This window comes from Paraburkholderia sp. 32, assembly GCF_050435345.1.
Lineage (GTDB): Bacteria > Pseudomonadota > Gammaproteobacteria > Burkholderiales > Burkholderiaceae > Paraburkholderia > Paraburkholderia tuberum.
Window position 1 is genome coordinate 798,662 of sequence record NZ_JBNDKD010000001.1, and the last position, 17,022, is coordinate 815,683.

General features: G+C 61.3%; 14 protein-coding genes. All 14 read right to left on the reverse strand.

Annotated elements, in window-relative coordinates:
* Positions 1 to 93: 93 nt before the first annotated feature.
* Positions 94 to 1,014, reverse strand: a complete 921-nt coding sequence (locus tag OKW26_RS03710) for a LysR family transcriptional regulator (protein ID WP_184037845.1) — start codon at positions 1,012 to 1,014, stop codon at positions 94 to 96.
* Positions 1,015 to 1,064: 50 nt separating this feature from the next.
* Complete coding sequence (locus tag OKW26_RS03715; protein ID WP_429354169.1) at positions 1,065 to 1,769, reverse strand: EthD family reductase; 705 nt, start codon at positions 1,767 to 1,769, stop codon at positions 1,065 to 1,067.
* Between the two features lie 2 nt (positions 1,770 to 1,771).
* Complete coding sequence (hpaC, locus tag OKW26_RS03720; protein ID WP_429352715.1) at positions 1,772 to 2,293, reverse strand: 4-hydroxyphenylacetate 3-monooxygenase, reductase component; 522 nt, start codon at positions 2,291 to 2,293, stop codon at positions 1,772 to 1,774.
* Positions 2,294 to 2,313: 20 nt separating this feature from the next.
* On the reverse strand, positions 2,314 to 3,531 hold the full coding sequence (locus tag OKW26_RS03725) for an acyl-CoA dehydrogenase family protein (RefSeq protein WP_429352716.1): 1,218 nt from the start codon (positions 3,529 to 3,531) through the stop codon (positions 2,314 to 2,316).
* Between the two features lie 35 nt (positions 3,532 to 3,566).
* Positions 3,567 to 4,922 (reverse strand): MFS transporter, encoded by a 1,356-nt coding sequence (locus tag OKW26_RS03730; RefSeq protein ID WP_429352717.1) that lies wholly within the window; start codon positions 4,920 to 4,922, stop codon positions 3,567 to 3,569.
* 672 nt (positions 4,923 to 5,594) lie between these two features.
* Positions 5,595 to 6,329, reverse strand: coding sequence for a dienelactone hydrolase family protein (locus OKW26_RS03735; protein WP_429352718.1), 735 nt, complete (start codon positions 6,327 to 6,329; stop codon positions 5,595 to 5,597).
* Positions 6,330 to 6,349: 20 nt separating this feature from the next.
* Positions 6,350 to 7,396 (reverse strand): XdhC family protein, encoded by a 1,047-nt coding sequence (locus tag OKW26_RS03740; protein WP_429354170.1) that lies wholly within the window; start codon positions 7,394 to 7,396, stop codon positions 6,350 to 6,352.
* Between the two features lie 49 nt (positions 7,397 to 7,445).
* The gene (locus OKW26_RS03745) at positions 7,446 to 7,829 is read right to left on the reverse strand and encodes a BON domain-containing protein (protein WP_429352719.1); all 384 of its coding nucleotides are present in this window, start codon (positions 7,827 to 7,829) and stop codon (positions 7,446 to 7,448) included.
* 28 nt (positions 7,830 to 7,857) lie between these two features.
* Entirely contained in the window at positions 7,858 to 9,003 is a 1,146-nt protein-coding gene (locus OKW26_RS03750) for a porin (protein WP_429352720.1), read from the reverse strand.
* A 158-nt stretch (positions 9,004 to 9,161) separates the two neighbouring features.
* The gene (locus OKW26_RS03755; protein ID WP_429352721.1) at positions 9,162 to 10,448 is read right to left on the reverse strand and encodes an MFS transporter; all 1,287 of its coding nucleotides are present in this window, start codon (positions 10,446 to 10,448) and stop codon (positions 9,162 to 9,164) included.
* 149 nt (positions 10,449 to 10,597) lie between these two features.
* The gene (locus tag OKW26_RS03760) at positions 10,598 to 11,251 is read right to left on the reverse strand and encodes an SRPBCC family protein (protein ID WP_429352722.1); all 654 of its coding nucleotides are present in this window, start codon (positions 11,249 to 11,251) and stop codon (positions 10,598 to 10,600) included.
* A complete protein-coding gene (locus tag OKW26_RS03765; RefSeq protein WP_429352723.1) occupies positions 11,239 to 12,822 on the reverse strand; it encodes an alpha/beta fold hydrolase in 1,584 nt (527 codons plus the stop codon). The genes OKW26_RS03760 and OKW26_RS03765 overlap by 13 nt, the downstream gene beginning before the upstream one ends.
* Complete coding sequence (locus OKW26_RS03770; RefSeq protein WP_429352724.1) at positions 12,819 to 14,066, reverse strand: CaiB/BaiF CoA transferase family protein; 1,248 nt, start codon at positions 14,064 to 14,066, stop codon at positions 12,819 to 12,821. The genes OKW26_RS03765 and OKW26_RS03770 overlap by 4 nt, the downstream gene beginning before the upstream one ends.
* A 24-nt stretch (positions 14,067 to 14,090) precedes the next feature.
* Positions 14,091 to 17,015 carry a molybdopterin-dependent oxidoreductase gene (locus tag OKW26_RS03775; protein ID WP_429352725.1) on the reverse strand — a complete coding sequence of 975 codons (2,925 nt, stop codon included), beginning with the start codon at positions 17,013 to 17,015 and terminating at the stop codon, positions 14,091 to 14,093.
* Positions 17,016 to 17,022 lie beyond the last annotated feature (7 nt).

Here is a 17,022-nt window from a genome sequence, read left to right on the forward strand (position 1 = left end):
TAGTGGCGTCAAATTAGCCGAAAAGCAGGGCGGGTATCAGTGCAGCTAATATGCCCGGCGTGCCCGGGCACCCGCGGGCAAGCTCACGGGCGCTCAGCGTGCCGGCTGATGAAACATCGTATGGATAGTCTCGCGCAGCCACGCGATGCCGGGGTCCGCCGCGAACTGCGAGTGGCAGTGCACCTGGATTTCGATCGGCGGCAGCGGAAACGGCAGCGGCAGAATCCGGAACGCCTTGCCGCGGTTGAAGCGCTTCGCGATGCTTTTCGGAAAGATCACGGCAAGATCGGTATTCATCACGATCTCGGGCGCGACGACGAAATGCGGCAGCCGCAGCACGACCTCGCGCTTCAGGTTCAGCTCGTCGAGCCATTGCTCGACCATCCGATGCCCGGTCGCATTGGTGCTCGCGTACACGTAGCGTAGCGCGCTCAGATCTTCGCGGCTCGGCCTCGTCTTGCGCAGCGGATGACCGGCGCGCACCACGCACACGTGCTCGTCGACGAACAGCGTCCGGCTCACGCAGCCCGCGTCGAGACCCGGCACATAGCCGAGCGCGAGATCGACTTCGCCGGCGCGCATCGCCGCGCTGACCGACTCGACCGGCACGTTGGCAACCTCGATGCGGATGCCGCGCGCTTCGCGATCGAGCAGCGCGGCGAGCGGGGGCAAGAAGTAGAACTCCGACATGTCCGACATCGACACGCGAAACACCCGTCGCGCGGTCGACGGCTCGAACTTCGCCAGCTGCTGCACGGCTTCGTTGATGATCGCGAACGCTTGCGCGAGCGGCGGATAGAGGCGGTACGCGGCATCGGTGGGGACCATGCCATTGGGCGTGCGCGAAAACAGCGGGTCTTCGAACAGCGTGCGCAGACGGCGCAGCGCATGACTGACCGCCGGTTGCGTGAGACCGAGCCGATCGCCGGCCGCCGTCAGACTGCGCAGGTCCCAGATCGCGAGGAACACGCGCAGAAGATTCAGATCGGCGATGCCGGGATTCAGCTTGTTCATGCGCAGCTCTCGCAAACTAAGGCACGTCGCTGGGCCGCGCGACGCGCCGGTCAATATGCGGCGAGGTTACCGTAGATGCTGCGCATTGCAAAATGCGGCGTCGCCCCGCTGTACGGCGGCAGCGCGTGGAAGTCGCGGCGCATCGCCTCGCGCACCGGCGACGCGAGCGCATCGGTGAGCGCGCTCGCATCGTCGAACACGACCTTGTTGCGTTGCATCGCGCTCGCGCGCGCAAACGGCAAACCGCTGCGGCTGTCGATGCGCGTGTAAATCTCCATTTCGCGCAGCGCCGGCAATTGCAGCATCAACGGCGGATGATGCGCCAGATAGTGCGTAAGCCACGCGTTGGAGTCTTGCGCGACGCCTTCGTATGCGACCAGATAGGTGCAGCGTTGCGCGTTGTCTTCGACCGACGCAGCCTGCGGTGGCGCGAAGATGCGCACGGCCATCGCCTGCTGCGAGAAGCTTTGCGGGCTGAATTCGGCGCGCGCGGCCGAATGCAACGCGTGGGCGATCGCGCCGTCAGGTTCGAGCGCGGCTTCGAGCGGCTCGAGTTCGTCGAAGTACCACTGCAGCACGCACGACGGCGCATCGGCCGCCGGCGCGATACGCGCATCGACCTGTCCTGCGATCGGCTCGTGCACGATCAGCTTGCGCAGCCCCGCGACTTGCGTGGCGGCCCGCAGCAGCGCGCGCGGGTCCGTGAGCGATTGCCGCGCGTCGCTCGTGCCGATCAGAAAGAGACAGACCTGCATCGTCATGCCGCCTCGCAAGCCGCGACACCGGCACGCGCAAGCCGGTGGAACTGCCTGCCGAAGTAGACGAGGCCATCGCCGTCATCGCGCGTGGCGATCCGCTCGATCCGCACGAACATCACCGAGTGCGAGCCCACCGTCTTGCTGTCGACGATCTGTCCTTCGAGGCTCGCGAGCGCGTCGCCAAGCACCGGAGCGCCGAGCGTTCCCGGCTGCCACGCGCATTGATCGAAACGCGCGTCCATCGGGCAACCCGTCATGCCCGCGAACACGCGCGCCAGGTCCTGGCAGTGCGCGCCAAGGATGTTGATGCACAGGTTCGCGTTTTCGTGCATCACGTCATGCACATAGCTCGATTGATTGATGCATACCAGCATGGTCGGTGGCGTATCGGTCACCGAACAGACCGCGCTCGCGGTGATGCCGCAGCGCCCGCGCGGACCATCGGTCGTGATGATGTTGACGGCCGCGCCGAGGCAAGCCATCGCGTTGCGGAAGTGCGTGCGCGTTTCGTCGTGCGTCATGACAGTCGCTCCTACGTCGCTCAGGGATAGGGCGTGACCGGCGGTATGCCGACGAACAGCGCGCCCGACGCGTCGTAGGTGCCTTCGCCGAGAAACGCGTGCTGCGTAACGACGATCGAATCGCGCACCATCCGCTGCATGCGGCTCTCGCGATAGATCGCGCCGATGCCAGCCATCTTGTACGCCTGCATGACCACCTCGGCGCACGTATGCGCGGCATGCGTCGCGGAGAGCCGCAGCAGATTGGCCTCGCTGGGCGACACGGGGTCGCCCGCCATGACCGTGCGCCACGAAGTTTGCGCCGACTCGAAGAAGAACGCGCGCGCGCTGCGCAGATTCGCTTCCGCCTGCGCGAGACCCGAGCGATAGTACGCGCGGTCGGCAAGACGCGGCGCGCCGGTCGTCGTTCTGGTTACGCCGGACATACCGGCCAGCAGGTCGAGCGCCGCGCGTGCGAGCCCGAGGTTCACCGCCGCATGCACCTGTGCCTGATATGCGACGGCGGGGTAGCGGTAGAGCGGCTCGTCGATCAGCGGCGCACCGCCGCGCACGAAGGTCCATTGCTCGTCGACGAACTTGTTTTTCAGGCGCAGATCGTGGCTCCCGGTGCCTTGCATGCCGACCACGTTCCAGTTGTCGACGATCTCGACTTCGCTCGCCGGAAACACGGCCGTGAACGGCTTGCCCGCGTTCGCGTCGCCGACCTTGCCCGGCGCGCCACCGATGCCGACGCCGAGCCAGTCCGCACCCTTGCAGCCGCTCGCGAAACGCCATTGACCCGACACGACGTAGCCGCCGGGCGCACGCTCGGCCGGTTGCAGGGGATACAGGCCGCCCGCGAAAACCTGGTCCGGACCGGACGCGTAGATGCGGGCCTGAGTCTCGACCGGCAGCGACGCAAGATACGTGTTCGCGGAGCCAAAGGCCGCGACCCATGCGGTCGAACCATCGGCGATCGCGATGCGTTCGAGCATCGCCAGAAACTGTGGCGGCGGCAGCGCGTCGCCGCCGAAGCGTTTCGGCGTGCTCGCGCGGAAGATGCCCGCGCGCTTCATCTTCAGGATCATGTCGCGCGGGACGTGTGAAACCGCATCGAACTCGTCGCGGCGACGCTCGACTTCGGTGATCAGGTCATCGAGCGACAGCGGGCCCGTGTATTCGGGGTAGTCCTCCTGCGTGTCGATGATGGGTGCGTCGGCGGTGCAAGCGCGGGCGCTGGCGGTATGAACGGCGTGCATGCGCGTTACCTCTTGAGTCAGTGATGTGAACGATGTCATTCGGTTTCCTGATGCGCTTCGATGCGCATCGCTTTCGGATAGGTCTCCCGGGCGAGCAGCGTCGCGATCACGGTGATCAGGCCGAGCACGCCGAGATACAGAGCGACCGGCGTCGCGCTCCGATAGTGCGCGAGCAGCGCCGTGGCGATCATCGGCGACAGGCCGCCGCCGAGCACCGAGGAGATTTCGCGCCCGATGCCAAGCCCCGAGAAGCGCAGATGTACCGGCAACAGTTCGCTGATGAACGCGGGCTGCGCGCCTTCGAGGATGCCGAGCGTGAGGCTGTTCGCCAGCACGAGGGCCGTGATCACTTTCCAGTATTCGCCGGAGCCGAGCAGCGCAAAGTACGGCCATGCGACAAGCACCAACGCAATCGCGCCGGCGAGATACACGGGCTTGCGTCCGACCTTGTCGGTCAGGTAGCCGAAGAACAGCGAGAACGGAATCATCAGGAGCATCGAAAGAGTCAGGCCGCCGAGCATCCAGCTCGATTTGATGCCGAGGAACTGGCCATACGCGATCGAGAACGCGAAGAAGATGTACGACGCACCGCCTTCGCCGAAGCGCAAACCGAAGATCGTCAGCACTTCGCGAGGACATTGGCGCAACACTTCGATCACCGGCATGCGGGTGTCGCGACGCGTTGCCTTCGCTCGAGCGAACGCGGCGCTTTCGCCGACCGAGCGGCGCATCCACAAGCCCAGTGCGACGAGCGCGGCGCTGCAGAGGAATGGAATGCGCCAGCCCCAGCTCAGGAAATCGGCAGACGACAGGTTCTGCACCAGCAGGAACGCACCGGTCGACAGCACGAAGCCGAGCGCCGCGCCGCACGGACTCCATGCGGCAAGTGCGCCGCGCTTCGATTGCGGCGCGTTCTCATGGATCAGCAGGATGCTGCCGCTCCATTCGCCGCCCGCGGCGAGCCCCTGCACGATGCGCAGACACACGAGCAGCGCCGGCGCGGCGAGGCCGATCTGCTGGTAGGTGGGCAGCACGCCCATCAACATAGTCGCCGTGCCCATCGCGAACAGCGTCAGCATCGTCACGAGCTTGCGCCCGTAGCGGTCACCGAGATGTCCGCACAGCACACCGCCGATCGGCCGCGCGATGAAGCCGACCGTGAAGCCGCCGAACGCGGCGATGGTGCCGGTGAGCGGATCGCTGCCGACGGGGAAGAACAGCTTGCCGAATACCAGCGCCGCGGCCGTTCCATACAGGAAGAAGTCATACCATTCGAGGATTTGACCCAGCACGGCGGTCGTGACCGCGCGTCGTACGCCGCTCGTCGCGACGGCGGACCGGCGTGATGCGAGCGGGGCGCTCAGATCGGAATTCACGGCGTCAGAGTTCATGGCTCAGGGAGAACGAAGATTGAGGTTCCCGCATGACGATGGCTCTACGCAGCGGGGCGAATCACATCCGGACGACATGGCTGCACGATATGAGCGGCGATAAACGCGGTCAAATTCGGGCCAAAAATGATCGATATGAATGGCGTGCATGGGCGAGGCCCGGGTCGGGCGACGCGCGAATGGTGAGGAGTTCCAGGAGGTGGCGCTACGGTGAGGGTTTACGGGAGCGGTGGGCGGGATGCGCGACGGCTCACGCGGTGTGCGTCGGAACGGCGATTGGGATGAGGTGCGTCGAAGTGCGCAGCGCGTGCTTCGCTGGCTTCAGCGTTGCGGTGCGCTCGGGCATGCGACTGGTGATTGGCTGATTGCCCGCCTGCGCCAAGCGAAACGGCAGGAGTGCCAGTGACGGAGGACTGGAGCCCGGTGGCGGCGTCCCGAGCGGCGGCGTCGGGTGTCCGTCCATATCAAGCAAGATCGGAAGTCGTTCGCCCGAGGTGAGAACAATAGCCTTGACGCGGTAACCGGAAGACATTGTTTACACTTTTTCAGGTACACGATTACACCTACTATAGGTACAAAATCGGAAAATCGTAAACAATGAAAAACCCCGGCAAGCGCAAGGCTTACCGGAGTTTTGTTTACAAAGTTATCTAGGTATACCCTAGAAGGGGTTTATAGCGTCCGCCTGAAAAACGTCAACAATTCGGTCCACCCGCGCTCGGCCGCCTCGTGGCTGTACACCGGGAAGTCAGGCATCATCCAGCCATGTGCTGCACACTTGTATGTCTCAGCACGATATCGCACGCCCACCTCTTGCAAAGACGCTTCAAAGCGCTCCGCCATGTCTGCAGGATAGTGCTCGTCGCTATCGGCTGCGGCAATGTACAACTCGGCTTTGAGCTCCGGTGCGAATCGATGAGGACTGGTCGGCGCATCGGTCGCGAGATTGCCACCATGAAAACTGGCCACCGCCGCAAACCGGTCGGGATAGGCGGCCGCGGAAGTAATTGCCATGCCACCGCCCATGCAAAATCCCACAGCGCCGTAACGATTGCCCTTTACGTCCGGTCTGCCATCGAGATACGCGATGAATGCCTCTGTGTCCCTAGCGGCTTTGTCGTTCCCCGTAGTTGCCATCAAGGGGCCGAGGATGGCCATAACGTCGCCCTTGAACACATTTGCAGGCACAAGAGGACCATACGATCCAAATCGATAGAACAGATCGGGGAACAGGACCACAAAGCCGGAATCCGCCAACCGACCTGCCATATCCAGAACAGCCGGACGGACCCCGCCTGCGTCCATGTAAAAGATCACGCCCGGGCACGGACCCGGGCCGACCGGACTGAAAACATGGATGTTGCAGTCGCCGTCGTCGGTACGGACAATTGTTTTCTCGTAAGGCATTGCGAAAAAACTCCAGATTGCTAAACCGCCAAACGCGCGTCAGCGAGATGCCCCGCATTTATCGGTGTGTCATTCGTGACTTCTTTTTCCGTCTTCCCACGCTCGACCCCGAGGATTGCCGGTAGCAACACGCTGTTCTTCGCCGCCGTCACTTCAGCGAGAATCGATATCGCGATTTCGGGTGGCGTGCGGCTGCCGATATAGATCCCGGCCGGGCCGCGTAATCGTGCAAGCTGTGCGTCGCTCAGATCGAACTCTTTAAGCCGCTCTCGCCGCGCAGCATTGTTGCGCCGCGAGCCAAGCGCGCCGACGTAAAACGCGGGTGTCTTCAGCGCTTCCATCAGCGCGAGATCATCGAGCTTTGGATCGTGCGTAAGTGTAATCATCGCACTGCGTTCGTCGAGTTTCATATCCAGGACCGTATCGTCGGGCATCGTGCGCACGAGCCTCGTACCGGGCACATCCCATGTGTGCACGTACTCCTCGCGCGGGTCGCACACCACCACCTGATAATCGAGTCCTGTCGCGACCTGGCATAAGTAACGCGAGAGCTGTCCCGCACCAATAACGAGCATACGGTAGCGGGGCCCGTGAATCGTCGTCAGACGCGTCTCGCTGAAGTACACGCCATCAGTCGTGCTCGCTGGACCAAGTGTGACAGCACCCGTTGCCATATCTAGCGTGCGCGCCACCAGTTCGCCGCGACTGAGCGCTTCGTGCAGGGTCTGAATGCCGCTTTGCCTCGTAATCGGCTCAAGCACGAACTGCATCGTGCCTCCGCAAGGCAACCCGAAGCGACGCGCCTCTTCGGCGCTCACGCCATATTCAACCACTTCCGGTGTCCTTTGCGTGACGCCGTACCGACGCACCTGGTCGATGAGGTCATCTTCGATGCAGCCGCCCGAAATAGAGCCCACCACTTGACCGTCGTCGCGCAGGACAAGCATCGCCCCCTCTGGGCGAGGCGACGAACCCCAAGTCTTCACCACCGTCACGAGCAGCATGCGGTGGCCTGCATCGAGCCAGCGCATCGTAGCTTCCAGCACCTCAAAATCGACACTGTTCATGCTCACATTTTCCGTCGGTACGTGGTCAAACACCGTCATGCACGCGCGCCTACTGACTGCCGAACGGCTCTTTGACCGTCAGCCTGTTGGTCACGGACGTCACGCCAGGAACGCCTTTCGTGATCTCCGTCGCCTCGCCGACCTGGGAAGCATCCGCCACCGTCCCGTCGAGCGTCACCGCGCCACGCTTCACGACCACGCTGATGTTGCCGGCGTTGATCTCCTTGTGCTGCGCGATCGCTGCATAGACCCTGCGGCGCAGCGCAAAATTGTCTTTCGGGTTGATCGTCGCGGTCATGCCCCCGGAAGCTTCGGTCACGGTGCCTTTCGACACGCCACGCGCTTCGCTCTCGCTGGCCTGCGCCCAGACGTGAATCGATGTTGATCCGACCAGTATCCCAACAGCGATCTTTAGTGCCCTGCTTGTCTTCATCGAATGCTCCAGTTCGGCCGGGGTGAGATCAGAAGGTGTGGCGAATGCCGATCATCGCCGCGGTGCTTGAGGTACCCTCGGGAACCGGCGCGCCATAGGCGATCGTCTGGCTCATCTTGCCCCGGTTATTGACATGGCCAACCTGTACATAGGCGATGGTGGTCCTGGACAAACTGTATTCCGCACCCACCGCGTACGAATCCGATTGATCGGATGAAACGTTGCGATCCTTGAGGTAATAAAAGCCCGAGGTGACCTTGAGAAAAGGCGTGAACTTGTAGCCGAGCCCCCCGGAAATCATCTCGAAGTCGTCCTGACCACTGTTCGCCGGATTCCTGCCGATGCTGTATGACGTCGACACTGACAGATCGTGGAACGTGTACATCGCGCCGAAATAGTAGAAACGATTGTTATCGAGCCCCGTAGATGGCGCCGTGATGATCCCGCCGGTGGCCGTCGTCGTGAACGGATTGGTGTCGTGGCCGTTATAGTAGACAGCCGAGAGGTTCAGACCGTAGTTCGAATACCGGACCACTGCCGACTCGCGCGTGCCGCCCTGGAATTGACCAGCGACACCACCCGGCGCGTACTCGAGACCAAGCGATATACCGTGAAACTTCGGCGACTGGTAAACAATCGCGTTGGAGTCGTACAACGCACCGATCGCTCCGTTTGTACTGGTGCCCTGCCAGCCTGCAGCCTGATTCATGCCAAGCCACGCGGTGAGGATACTGCCAAAGAATTGAGCACCCCGCACGTCAGTGTCGGCCATCGCAAATATCATTGGCACGAACTGACGGCCCGCGTCGATCGAGCCGAAAGGACCGGAGACGCCCAACGTCGATTGCTGGCTGAAGATTGCGGTGGAGCCTGGCGTGTCGGACAGCCCGAACCTCCCATTGGTGCTGGTAAATGCTCCCTGGAGCCTGAAGTTGACCTTGTAGCCGCCTCCGATGTCTTCGGCACCCTTGAGCCCCCAGAAACTGGTGAAAATCCCCGCGTCCTTGAGTTCGTACACGTGCCCGAGATTCACTTTCGACTGGAAATTGGGCGCATTCGCACTTTGATACAGCAATCCGGTGTCGATGGCGCCATACAGCGTCACCGATGATTGCGCGTGTGCCGCGACCGCCCAAGCAACGAGCGTCGACGCGACGATCACTTTCAAATTCATGTTGTCTCCAATGTTGTATTTTTTCGCCGGATGGGCCCAGCGTGGTCACCGCAAGGGCCGCAGTGCGTGCGAATTGCCGATCCACGATCATGCGCATTCACTAATCGGTATCCGCGAAGCTTGTTGAGCGGCGCGCTTCGAATTTCCGCGTCGTCTTTTCAGCCAGTTTCCGGGCCAAAAAATATAGCGGCCAGTCCCATTCCGAATACGGTTGCGAGAGCGATTCCCACCACACGAAATCCCAGATTTGCCGACGCAGACGACACGATCAACGGTCCAAGCGCGGTGAACAGACGTGCCATATTCCAGGCGAAGCCTTGACCCGTGGCGCGAACATGGAGCGGAAAAAGCTCAGTCAGGTACAGCGCGACTATCCCAAATCCCCCCAATCCGAAAAAGCCGAATCCAAGCATCGCGACATAAAACGTCCCCAGTGTTTTCGCACCGCCAAAAAGTGCAACGCCTGCAATCCAGGCGCCTGCGCAAAACACCGCATAGACGGTCCGTCTGGAGATACGCGGTATCAAAGTGACGAGGAGCAGAATCGAAGCGAATCCAAGTACCGCGCCGACGTTGGTCGCCATGAACGCGATGCCCGTCTGCCTCGTGAATTCCGCGTTGCCGGCGGATGGGAAGAACTCTCTCAGCAATGCGGGAAATAGGATAGATGCCCCCCAGCTACCGATCATCATTGCCGAGGCAATGAGCGTGCCCACCAGGGTTCGACGACGCAACTGACGGCCAAATATCTCGGAGATCGAGCCCATTCTCGGACCTGCGTGACGAATTCCGGTCGCACGCGACTGCTCCCAACTAGCCGATTCCGGTGTGATGAACCGCAGGCCAAGGCTCGCGACTGCCGGTACCGCCCCCACGCCAAGCACCCAACGCCATCCAGCACCTGACAGAAGGATCGCAATCGCGGACGCGGCAATCAGCCCTACCACATTGGCAACCTGCATGACCTGGACAGCCTTCGCCCTGTGTTTTTCCGGCCAGGTCTCCACGACAAGCGCGGCGCCAGCGGCCCATTCCCCCCCTATTCCAAAACCCGCAAGCATCTGAAACGCGAGGAGTTGATGCCAGTCCTGCGCTAAGGCACCGGCTGCCGTGAATACCGAGTAGATCAGCATCGTGCCGAGCATGACTCGAGCTCGCCCAAATCGGTCGGCCAGGACGCCAAACAGAATGCCGCCGATGCCCCAGCAAACCAGTTTCGCGCCGACAATGAGCGCTCCGATCTGCAGGGCGCTGCCTTGTGAAGGCCCGAGCAGGTCGTGAAGGGCCGGCACCATGATCATGGTGAAAAGGTAGAGATCCATCGCATCGAACATCCACCCTATAAACGCGGACGCAAGCACAATCCAGGCTGCCTTGCCCACGACAGAAGCACCGACATTGCCCCCGCGGTCTGTCGACTCGAACGGAGTCGAGTTCGTCTCCATCTGCTCATCTCCTTCGTCGTACTACTTATAATTATGGAAGCACTCGCCAACACTTCGATGCCATCGTGTGCCGTGCATCGCAAGGCTCAGTAGAAGCTTCTGCCTTTTGCCAACCCGACCAAATTGAAAAGAAAAATCAACGAAGAGAACTATGATGAATGCGCGCTGGCAAACCACTGCCTGCATTTTGCAACCACCGTTGCCCACACCAAGCCGAGCACCGAAATCTCGTTCGTTGAGCCCGCAGTGTTGTCGCTGCGTCTTGCCGCCACGGGTTTTTTTTCTCCAGTGGACGTTGAGGCGAACGCGTCCGCGCTGGCTAAGGATGCCTCTGTAGCAGCCGGACGATCCGCGAGTTCCTTCAGCAAATTTGCCGCGAATTGACGGACCATCTGTTCCGATACGGCGTTGATGATTCCAACCCCGCGGCCATACTGCGCCACCTGCCCCGCCATCTTCACAGTGGTGTGGACGTCGACCTGAGTGCCGGCGACGTCACTGAGTCGCGATAGAGAAAACGTCGTCACCGTAGTGGCTGATCCCCGGTTTTTGGTCTCCTGCCATGTGGCGGTGACAGTCGCCGTATACGCGTCTCCCAACGGTGCGCTCAATGTGACCGTGCCGGCGAATTCCATCGCGATGGGACCCAGCTTGACGCGAATCAGCCCCTTATACGAATCCTTGCCGAGTGTGTCAGTCAGCGTCGCACCGGGAAAGCAGGACACGACCAGCGGCACGTCGAGTAGTGCCTTCCAGGTATTCTCGATAGTCGAGTCGACCGAAAAGCGATTTACGATTTCCATGCTTCCCCACCTTCATCCGTGTATTTCTCAAACAAGCCTAATAAAACTTCCGCGTACGCATCGGGCGTATCGACACATGCGAGGTGAGCGGCAGCGCCCAGCGTTCGTTCCTTCGCGCCAGGGATCCCTTGTGCCAACTTCGCCGATACTGCTCTGGGTATGCTCATGTCCAGTTCGGCGTTCAGCACGAGCGTCGGCACCTCGATGTCGCGCAAAAGACCAGACACGTCATCCGTGGAAATGGCGCGCAATATTTCCAGGTAATCCGTTGAAGCCATGGCTGCAATCTGCTGGGCAAGTCGTTCGCGCTTCGGATACGCGGTGTTCCTGTGGAGGGTCTGCTCCACGTACATGCGCGCAAAGAGATGCATAGGCAGTTTATTCAACATCCCTTCGGCTGCGGCGAGCCGCTTTTCCACCGCGGGTCCTGAAACGCCTGCGTAAGCGCTCGACAAGACCATGACAGCAACGCGTCGACCCAACTTCGAGGCAACGCGTACCGCAGTCAGTCCGCCCATCGAGATGCCCACCAGGCCAAAACAATCGAGGCCGATGGCCTCCGCCACTGCGACAACGTCGTCGGCGACAGCGTCCGGATTCCACGCGCTTCGCTTCGTCGAGTCGCCATGACCTCGGGCATCTATCGCCACGACTCTATATTTCGCGGTGAGTGCGGGCAGAATGTCGTCCCACAGCGCGCTCGATGTGCCGAGACTGTGCAGCAAAACGACCGCGGGCCCATTGCCGACGTCAATATAGGCAATGCGTTCGCCGTCGACGGTCAGAAACCGCTTCTCGTGGGACGGCACGAACGGCGCTGTCACGTCGAGGCGCGCCGCAATCGATTCCGCCAGAACGTCGGCGGCAAGCGTGGCAAGCTTTGGCGAATGCAGACCGGGCGACTCGCGCAGGAAGGTCTTGACTCCGCGTAATGCCTGTGGAGCCCGGCTGTTCATGAAGGCGATGAAATCGTCCAGCGCTTTGTCCAGTTCCCAAGGAGCGACAATTTCGCCGATCAGCCCATAGTCCAGAGCGGTCGCCGCGTCGATGGGCTGGCCCGTTAGAACCAGACGCGAAATCGCTTTGACATGGACACGCGCGACGAGAACGGACATCAGCAGTGCAGGAGCAAACTGCTTCGCCAGTTCATCAGCCTCGAACTGGCTACGCACGTCGGCGACCGCATAGTCGCTCGCTGCAACGATTGCGCAACCCATACCCGAAGCGAGCCCTTTGACGAAACAGGCAACAGGTACCTCACTCGAACGGATTGCCTCATAGAGTGCGAGAATGGGCGCCGCACCCCGTGCCTTGATTGCGGGGCGTGGATCTTCCGTTGGGGAAAGCGCCGGCGGTGGCGATGCGGCTCGCCCTGCGCAGAAGTTCTCACCCTCCCCGGACAAAACGATGGCCACGGTACTCTCGGGAGGATCGCTGATCACCTGCGTGAGCGCTCGCATCATCGCGTCATCCAACTCGTTCCTGCCGTCAGCACTGTTCAGGGCGATATGCAGAACATCACCCTTCATCTTCAGCAGAAGATTTTCATGCATGCCGATCTCCTCGTTCATCGCGATTTCACGCCGGGTGATGGCATGCCTGGTACAAACTGCCGAACAACCCCCTGATTCTGAAGTGTCCTCAGTGCCTCGGCATCAAGGCCGATGTACTCCCCGAGTACGACGTTCGTGTGCTCCCCCAGATGGGGTGGGTAACTCGCATCAGCATGCCCCGGATCATCAAACTTGATTGGATTGCCGGGCACGCGCACATGAGATCCCGCTCGACTGCGAAGCTCGACGACCATATCTCGATGCGCGACCTGGGAGGCATTCAGTGCTTTATCAACTGTCTTCACCAGAGCAGCCGGAATCGAAGCCGAATTCAGCGATTCGAGCCAACTCTGCGCCGGTTCGTCACGGAAGCGCGCCTCCAGTATTTCCCATAGCGGCACCTTGTTCACGAGCCGTGTGGCCGAATCCTTGAATCGCGGGTCGTGTACGAGGTGTGGCAACCCGACGGCCTTGCACAGATCCGCCCACATGCGTTCCGTGTTGGCGGTCACGACCAGTGAAACGCCGTCGCCACATTCGAACGCGCGGTAGGTCGGTATCGAATCGTGGCCTCGTCCCTGCGGCTCCGGCACGTCTCCAGACAGCAGGTAATAAGCACCTTGATAACACAGCATCGCGATTTGCGCGTCGAGCATCGACACATCGACGAACCGTCCTTCGCCAGAAGTCTGGCGCTCGACCAGCGCAGCGAGAATGCCCATCACGCCATACATGCCGGCCGCCAGGTCGCCGATCGGAATGCCGGCGCGAACGGACGCCCTGCCGGGCTCCCCGGTCAGACTCATGCCCCCCGACATCGCCTGCACGATCATGTCGTAAGCGGGTAGATCACTGTCCGGGCCCGTCTGTCCGAACCCGCTGATACTGCAATAGACGAGCCGCGGATTGCGCGCGCGAAGCTCCGCCTCACCAAGTCCGAGCCGCTCCATTACACCCGGGCGATTGTTTTCTACAAGGACATCGAAATGCGCGGCCAACTCCCGAACGAGTTCGGTACCCTTCTCCGTCTTGAGGTCGATGACAACACTCTTCTTGTTGCGATTGACTGCGAGATAGTAAGCGCTGTCCCCCTCGACGAAATGGGGGGGTACGCCGCGCGCGAGCTCGCCGCCCGGCGGCTCAATTTTGACGATCTCAGCGCCGAGGTCACCGAGGATTTGCGTTCCGAAGGGGCCCGACAGGAACTGCGTGAGGTCTAGAACCCTCACACCGCTCAGTGGACCAGTTTTTCCAGAGTCCATATCGTTATCCAGCAAGTTCTTCGTTCAAGGTGTGTCGAGGGCGACGTCGCTGTACGCGCCAGCGGCATGCAGGCGATCAAAGATCATTTCAGGCAGCACGGGTGTTTCGTCAAAACGAATTGACCATCGGCTCAGCGCATCCTCAATGGCACTGACGATCGCCGCGGATGCAGGAATCGTCCCGCCTTCCCCGGCCCCTTTGACGCCGAGAGGGTTGTTCGGCGAGGGGGAAACAAGATGCGCCATCTCTATGTGGGATGGCATGTCGAGTGCGGTAGGCAGCAGAAACTCGGCAAAATTCGTCGCAAGCGGCTGGGCATTCTCGTCGTAGCCGTGGCGCTCGAGCAGCGTATTTCCGATCCCATGGGAAATAGCGCCAATCACTTGCCCCTCGACGAGCATCGGATTGATCACGGTCCCGCAATCGTGTGCAACGCCATAGCGCAAGACCTTTACGTAGCCAGTCCCGATATCCACCTCGACTTCCGCGAACGCCGTTCCGTTGGCGTAGACGCTGGCTTTCGGGGAGAAATAATGCGTGACGGTCATGCCCGCATCCAGCCCGTCAGGTAGCGTGAACCCAGGTATCCCATAAGACATTCGAGCGATTTGCCCAAGCGGCAACGCCTTTTCCGGCTGACCTCGCACGCGTGCGGTGCCACGTGCGATCTCGATCTGATCCAGCGGAACACGAAGGGCGTGTGCGGCGAGCCCCCTGATTTTTCCAGCGAGCTTGCCGCATGCGATGTGGATGGCATTTCCGGCGTTGACGGTGATCCGGCTCGCGAATGTCCCGATGCCCATTGCGAGCTTGCTCGTATCGCCGACGACTACCGTAATGGCATCCATCTCGACGCCGAGCTGATCGGCAGCGATCTGGGCAAAGATGGTTTTCATTCCTTGTCCTTGCGCACCGGCACCACCGACGTCCAGGTGTATGCGTCCGTCGTTTTGCAACGTGACTTCCGCCCCTTCATAAGGGCCGAGGCCGCAACCCTCGACATAGTTGGCAAAGCCAATCCCGAGATACCGATGCTGCGCGTGCGCGTCCTCCTGACGGGCGCGAAACGCATCCAGATCGGCAAGCTCGACGGCCTTTTCCTGAGTCTCCGGATAGTCGCCGGAGTCATATACCATCGGCGCACCGTCGCGGAATATCAGGCCAGTCTTGTACGGCATCTGGTCTGGCTGCACGAAATTGCGGCGTCGAATTTCCAGACGGGCGAGGCCGAGCTGGTCGGCTGCCGCATCGAGCATCCGCTCCATCGCGAATACCGCTTTGGGCCGTCCCGCGCCACGCACCGGCGTGGTGGGCACCATGTTCGTGCACGCCACTTTCAGCTTCACGTCGAATGCCCGGACGACGTACGGACCCAGCGACGAGGTCACCGCGATAATCGGCACGACAATGCCCCAAGGCACGTACGCACCGTTATCGTGGACCACGGAGCCGCGCACGCCGAGGATCTTTCCGTTCTTGTCGAGCGCCATCTCGAGATTCCACAATTGATCGCGCTCCTGGGTAATGCACAGGAAGTGCTCGCGCCGATCTTCGGTCCACTTGACCGGCACACCCAGCTTGAGTGCCGCCGAGGCCACGACCAACTCTTCCGGATAGGCGATGCCCTTGGGACCGAAAGCCCCCCCGACGTCCGGCATGATGACCCGGATCTTCGCTTCGTCGTAGCCGAGCGCTTGCGCGAGAAGACGTCTCTCGAGGTGTGGCGCCTGGCCTGAATTCCAGACGGTCAAATCACCGGTACCGGCATCTAGCCGCGCGAGGGTCGCGCGGCACTCCATCGGGTGCGCAGTACCGCGATGATGGAATATCTCGCGCTTGACCACGTGCGCGGCGCACGCGAAGGCCGAGTCGACTTCGCCGAAAGCAAACGGCATGTCGAGGAGGAGGTTTGTGGGAACGTCGCTGTGAGCCCGTGGCGCATTCGGGTCGAATATCTTCCTGATGTCGCTGGCGACCGGCAGTACCTCGTAATCGATCTGCACCAGGTTAGCGGCGTCTTCGGCGATGTACCGGCTTTCCGCAATGACAACGGCAATCGCCTCGCCGACGTAGCACACCTCGTCCGCGGCCAACGGCGACCACATGCGCGGCTCATTCAGCATGTGCATTGGTGCCAAGACCGGAATTGGCCGCCGATGTGCTTCATCCAGGTCAGCGAATGTCCACACATGGTGTACGCCCGGTACGGCCTTTGCTGCTTCCGTATCGATGTGCTTGATGCGGGCGTGCGCGTGAGACGATCGCACGAAACAGCAATGCAATGTTCCGGGAAGGTGGATATCGTCGACGAATTGCCCCTCGCCTTTGAGCAGCGCGGGGTCTTCGGTGCGCTTGACGGGTTTGCCGACATATCGCGCACCCACGCTCGAATCCGAGGGGGGATCGCTGTCTTTTGAGTATGCGGTAACCAGTCCGAAAACGGGATCGGGCTCGCCGCGCATTCGGGCGGCCGCGAGTAGCGCCGCTTCGACTATGGCCTGGTAGCCCGTGCAGCGGCAGATGTTCCCGCTGATCGCATCGCGAACTTCGGCCTCGCACGGGTCGGGGTTGGCTAGCAGAAACTCCGTTAGCGTGGTCAACATGCCTGGCGTGCAGTATCCGCACTGCAATGCATGGCGATCCTGAAACGCCTGCTGCAGGATGCCGAGCGAGCCGTCGGTATTCGCCAGCCCCTCTACAGTTGTGACCGTCCGCCCGTCGACCTGACCACAAAGCTGAAGGCAGGAGCGCATGGAACGTCCATCCACCAGTACCGTGCATGCCCCGCAAACACCATGCTCGCAGCCGTAATGCGTGCCCGTCTTGCCAAGCTGGTGACGAAGAAAATCGCCGAGCGTCACTCTGGGGTCGATGTCGCAGGTCATTGCCTGTCCGTTCAGTTCGAAGGCAATCTTTCTCTGTTCGACGATTTCGATTTTCTGATCCATGATGCCC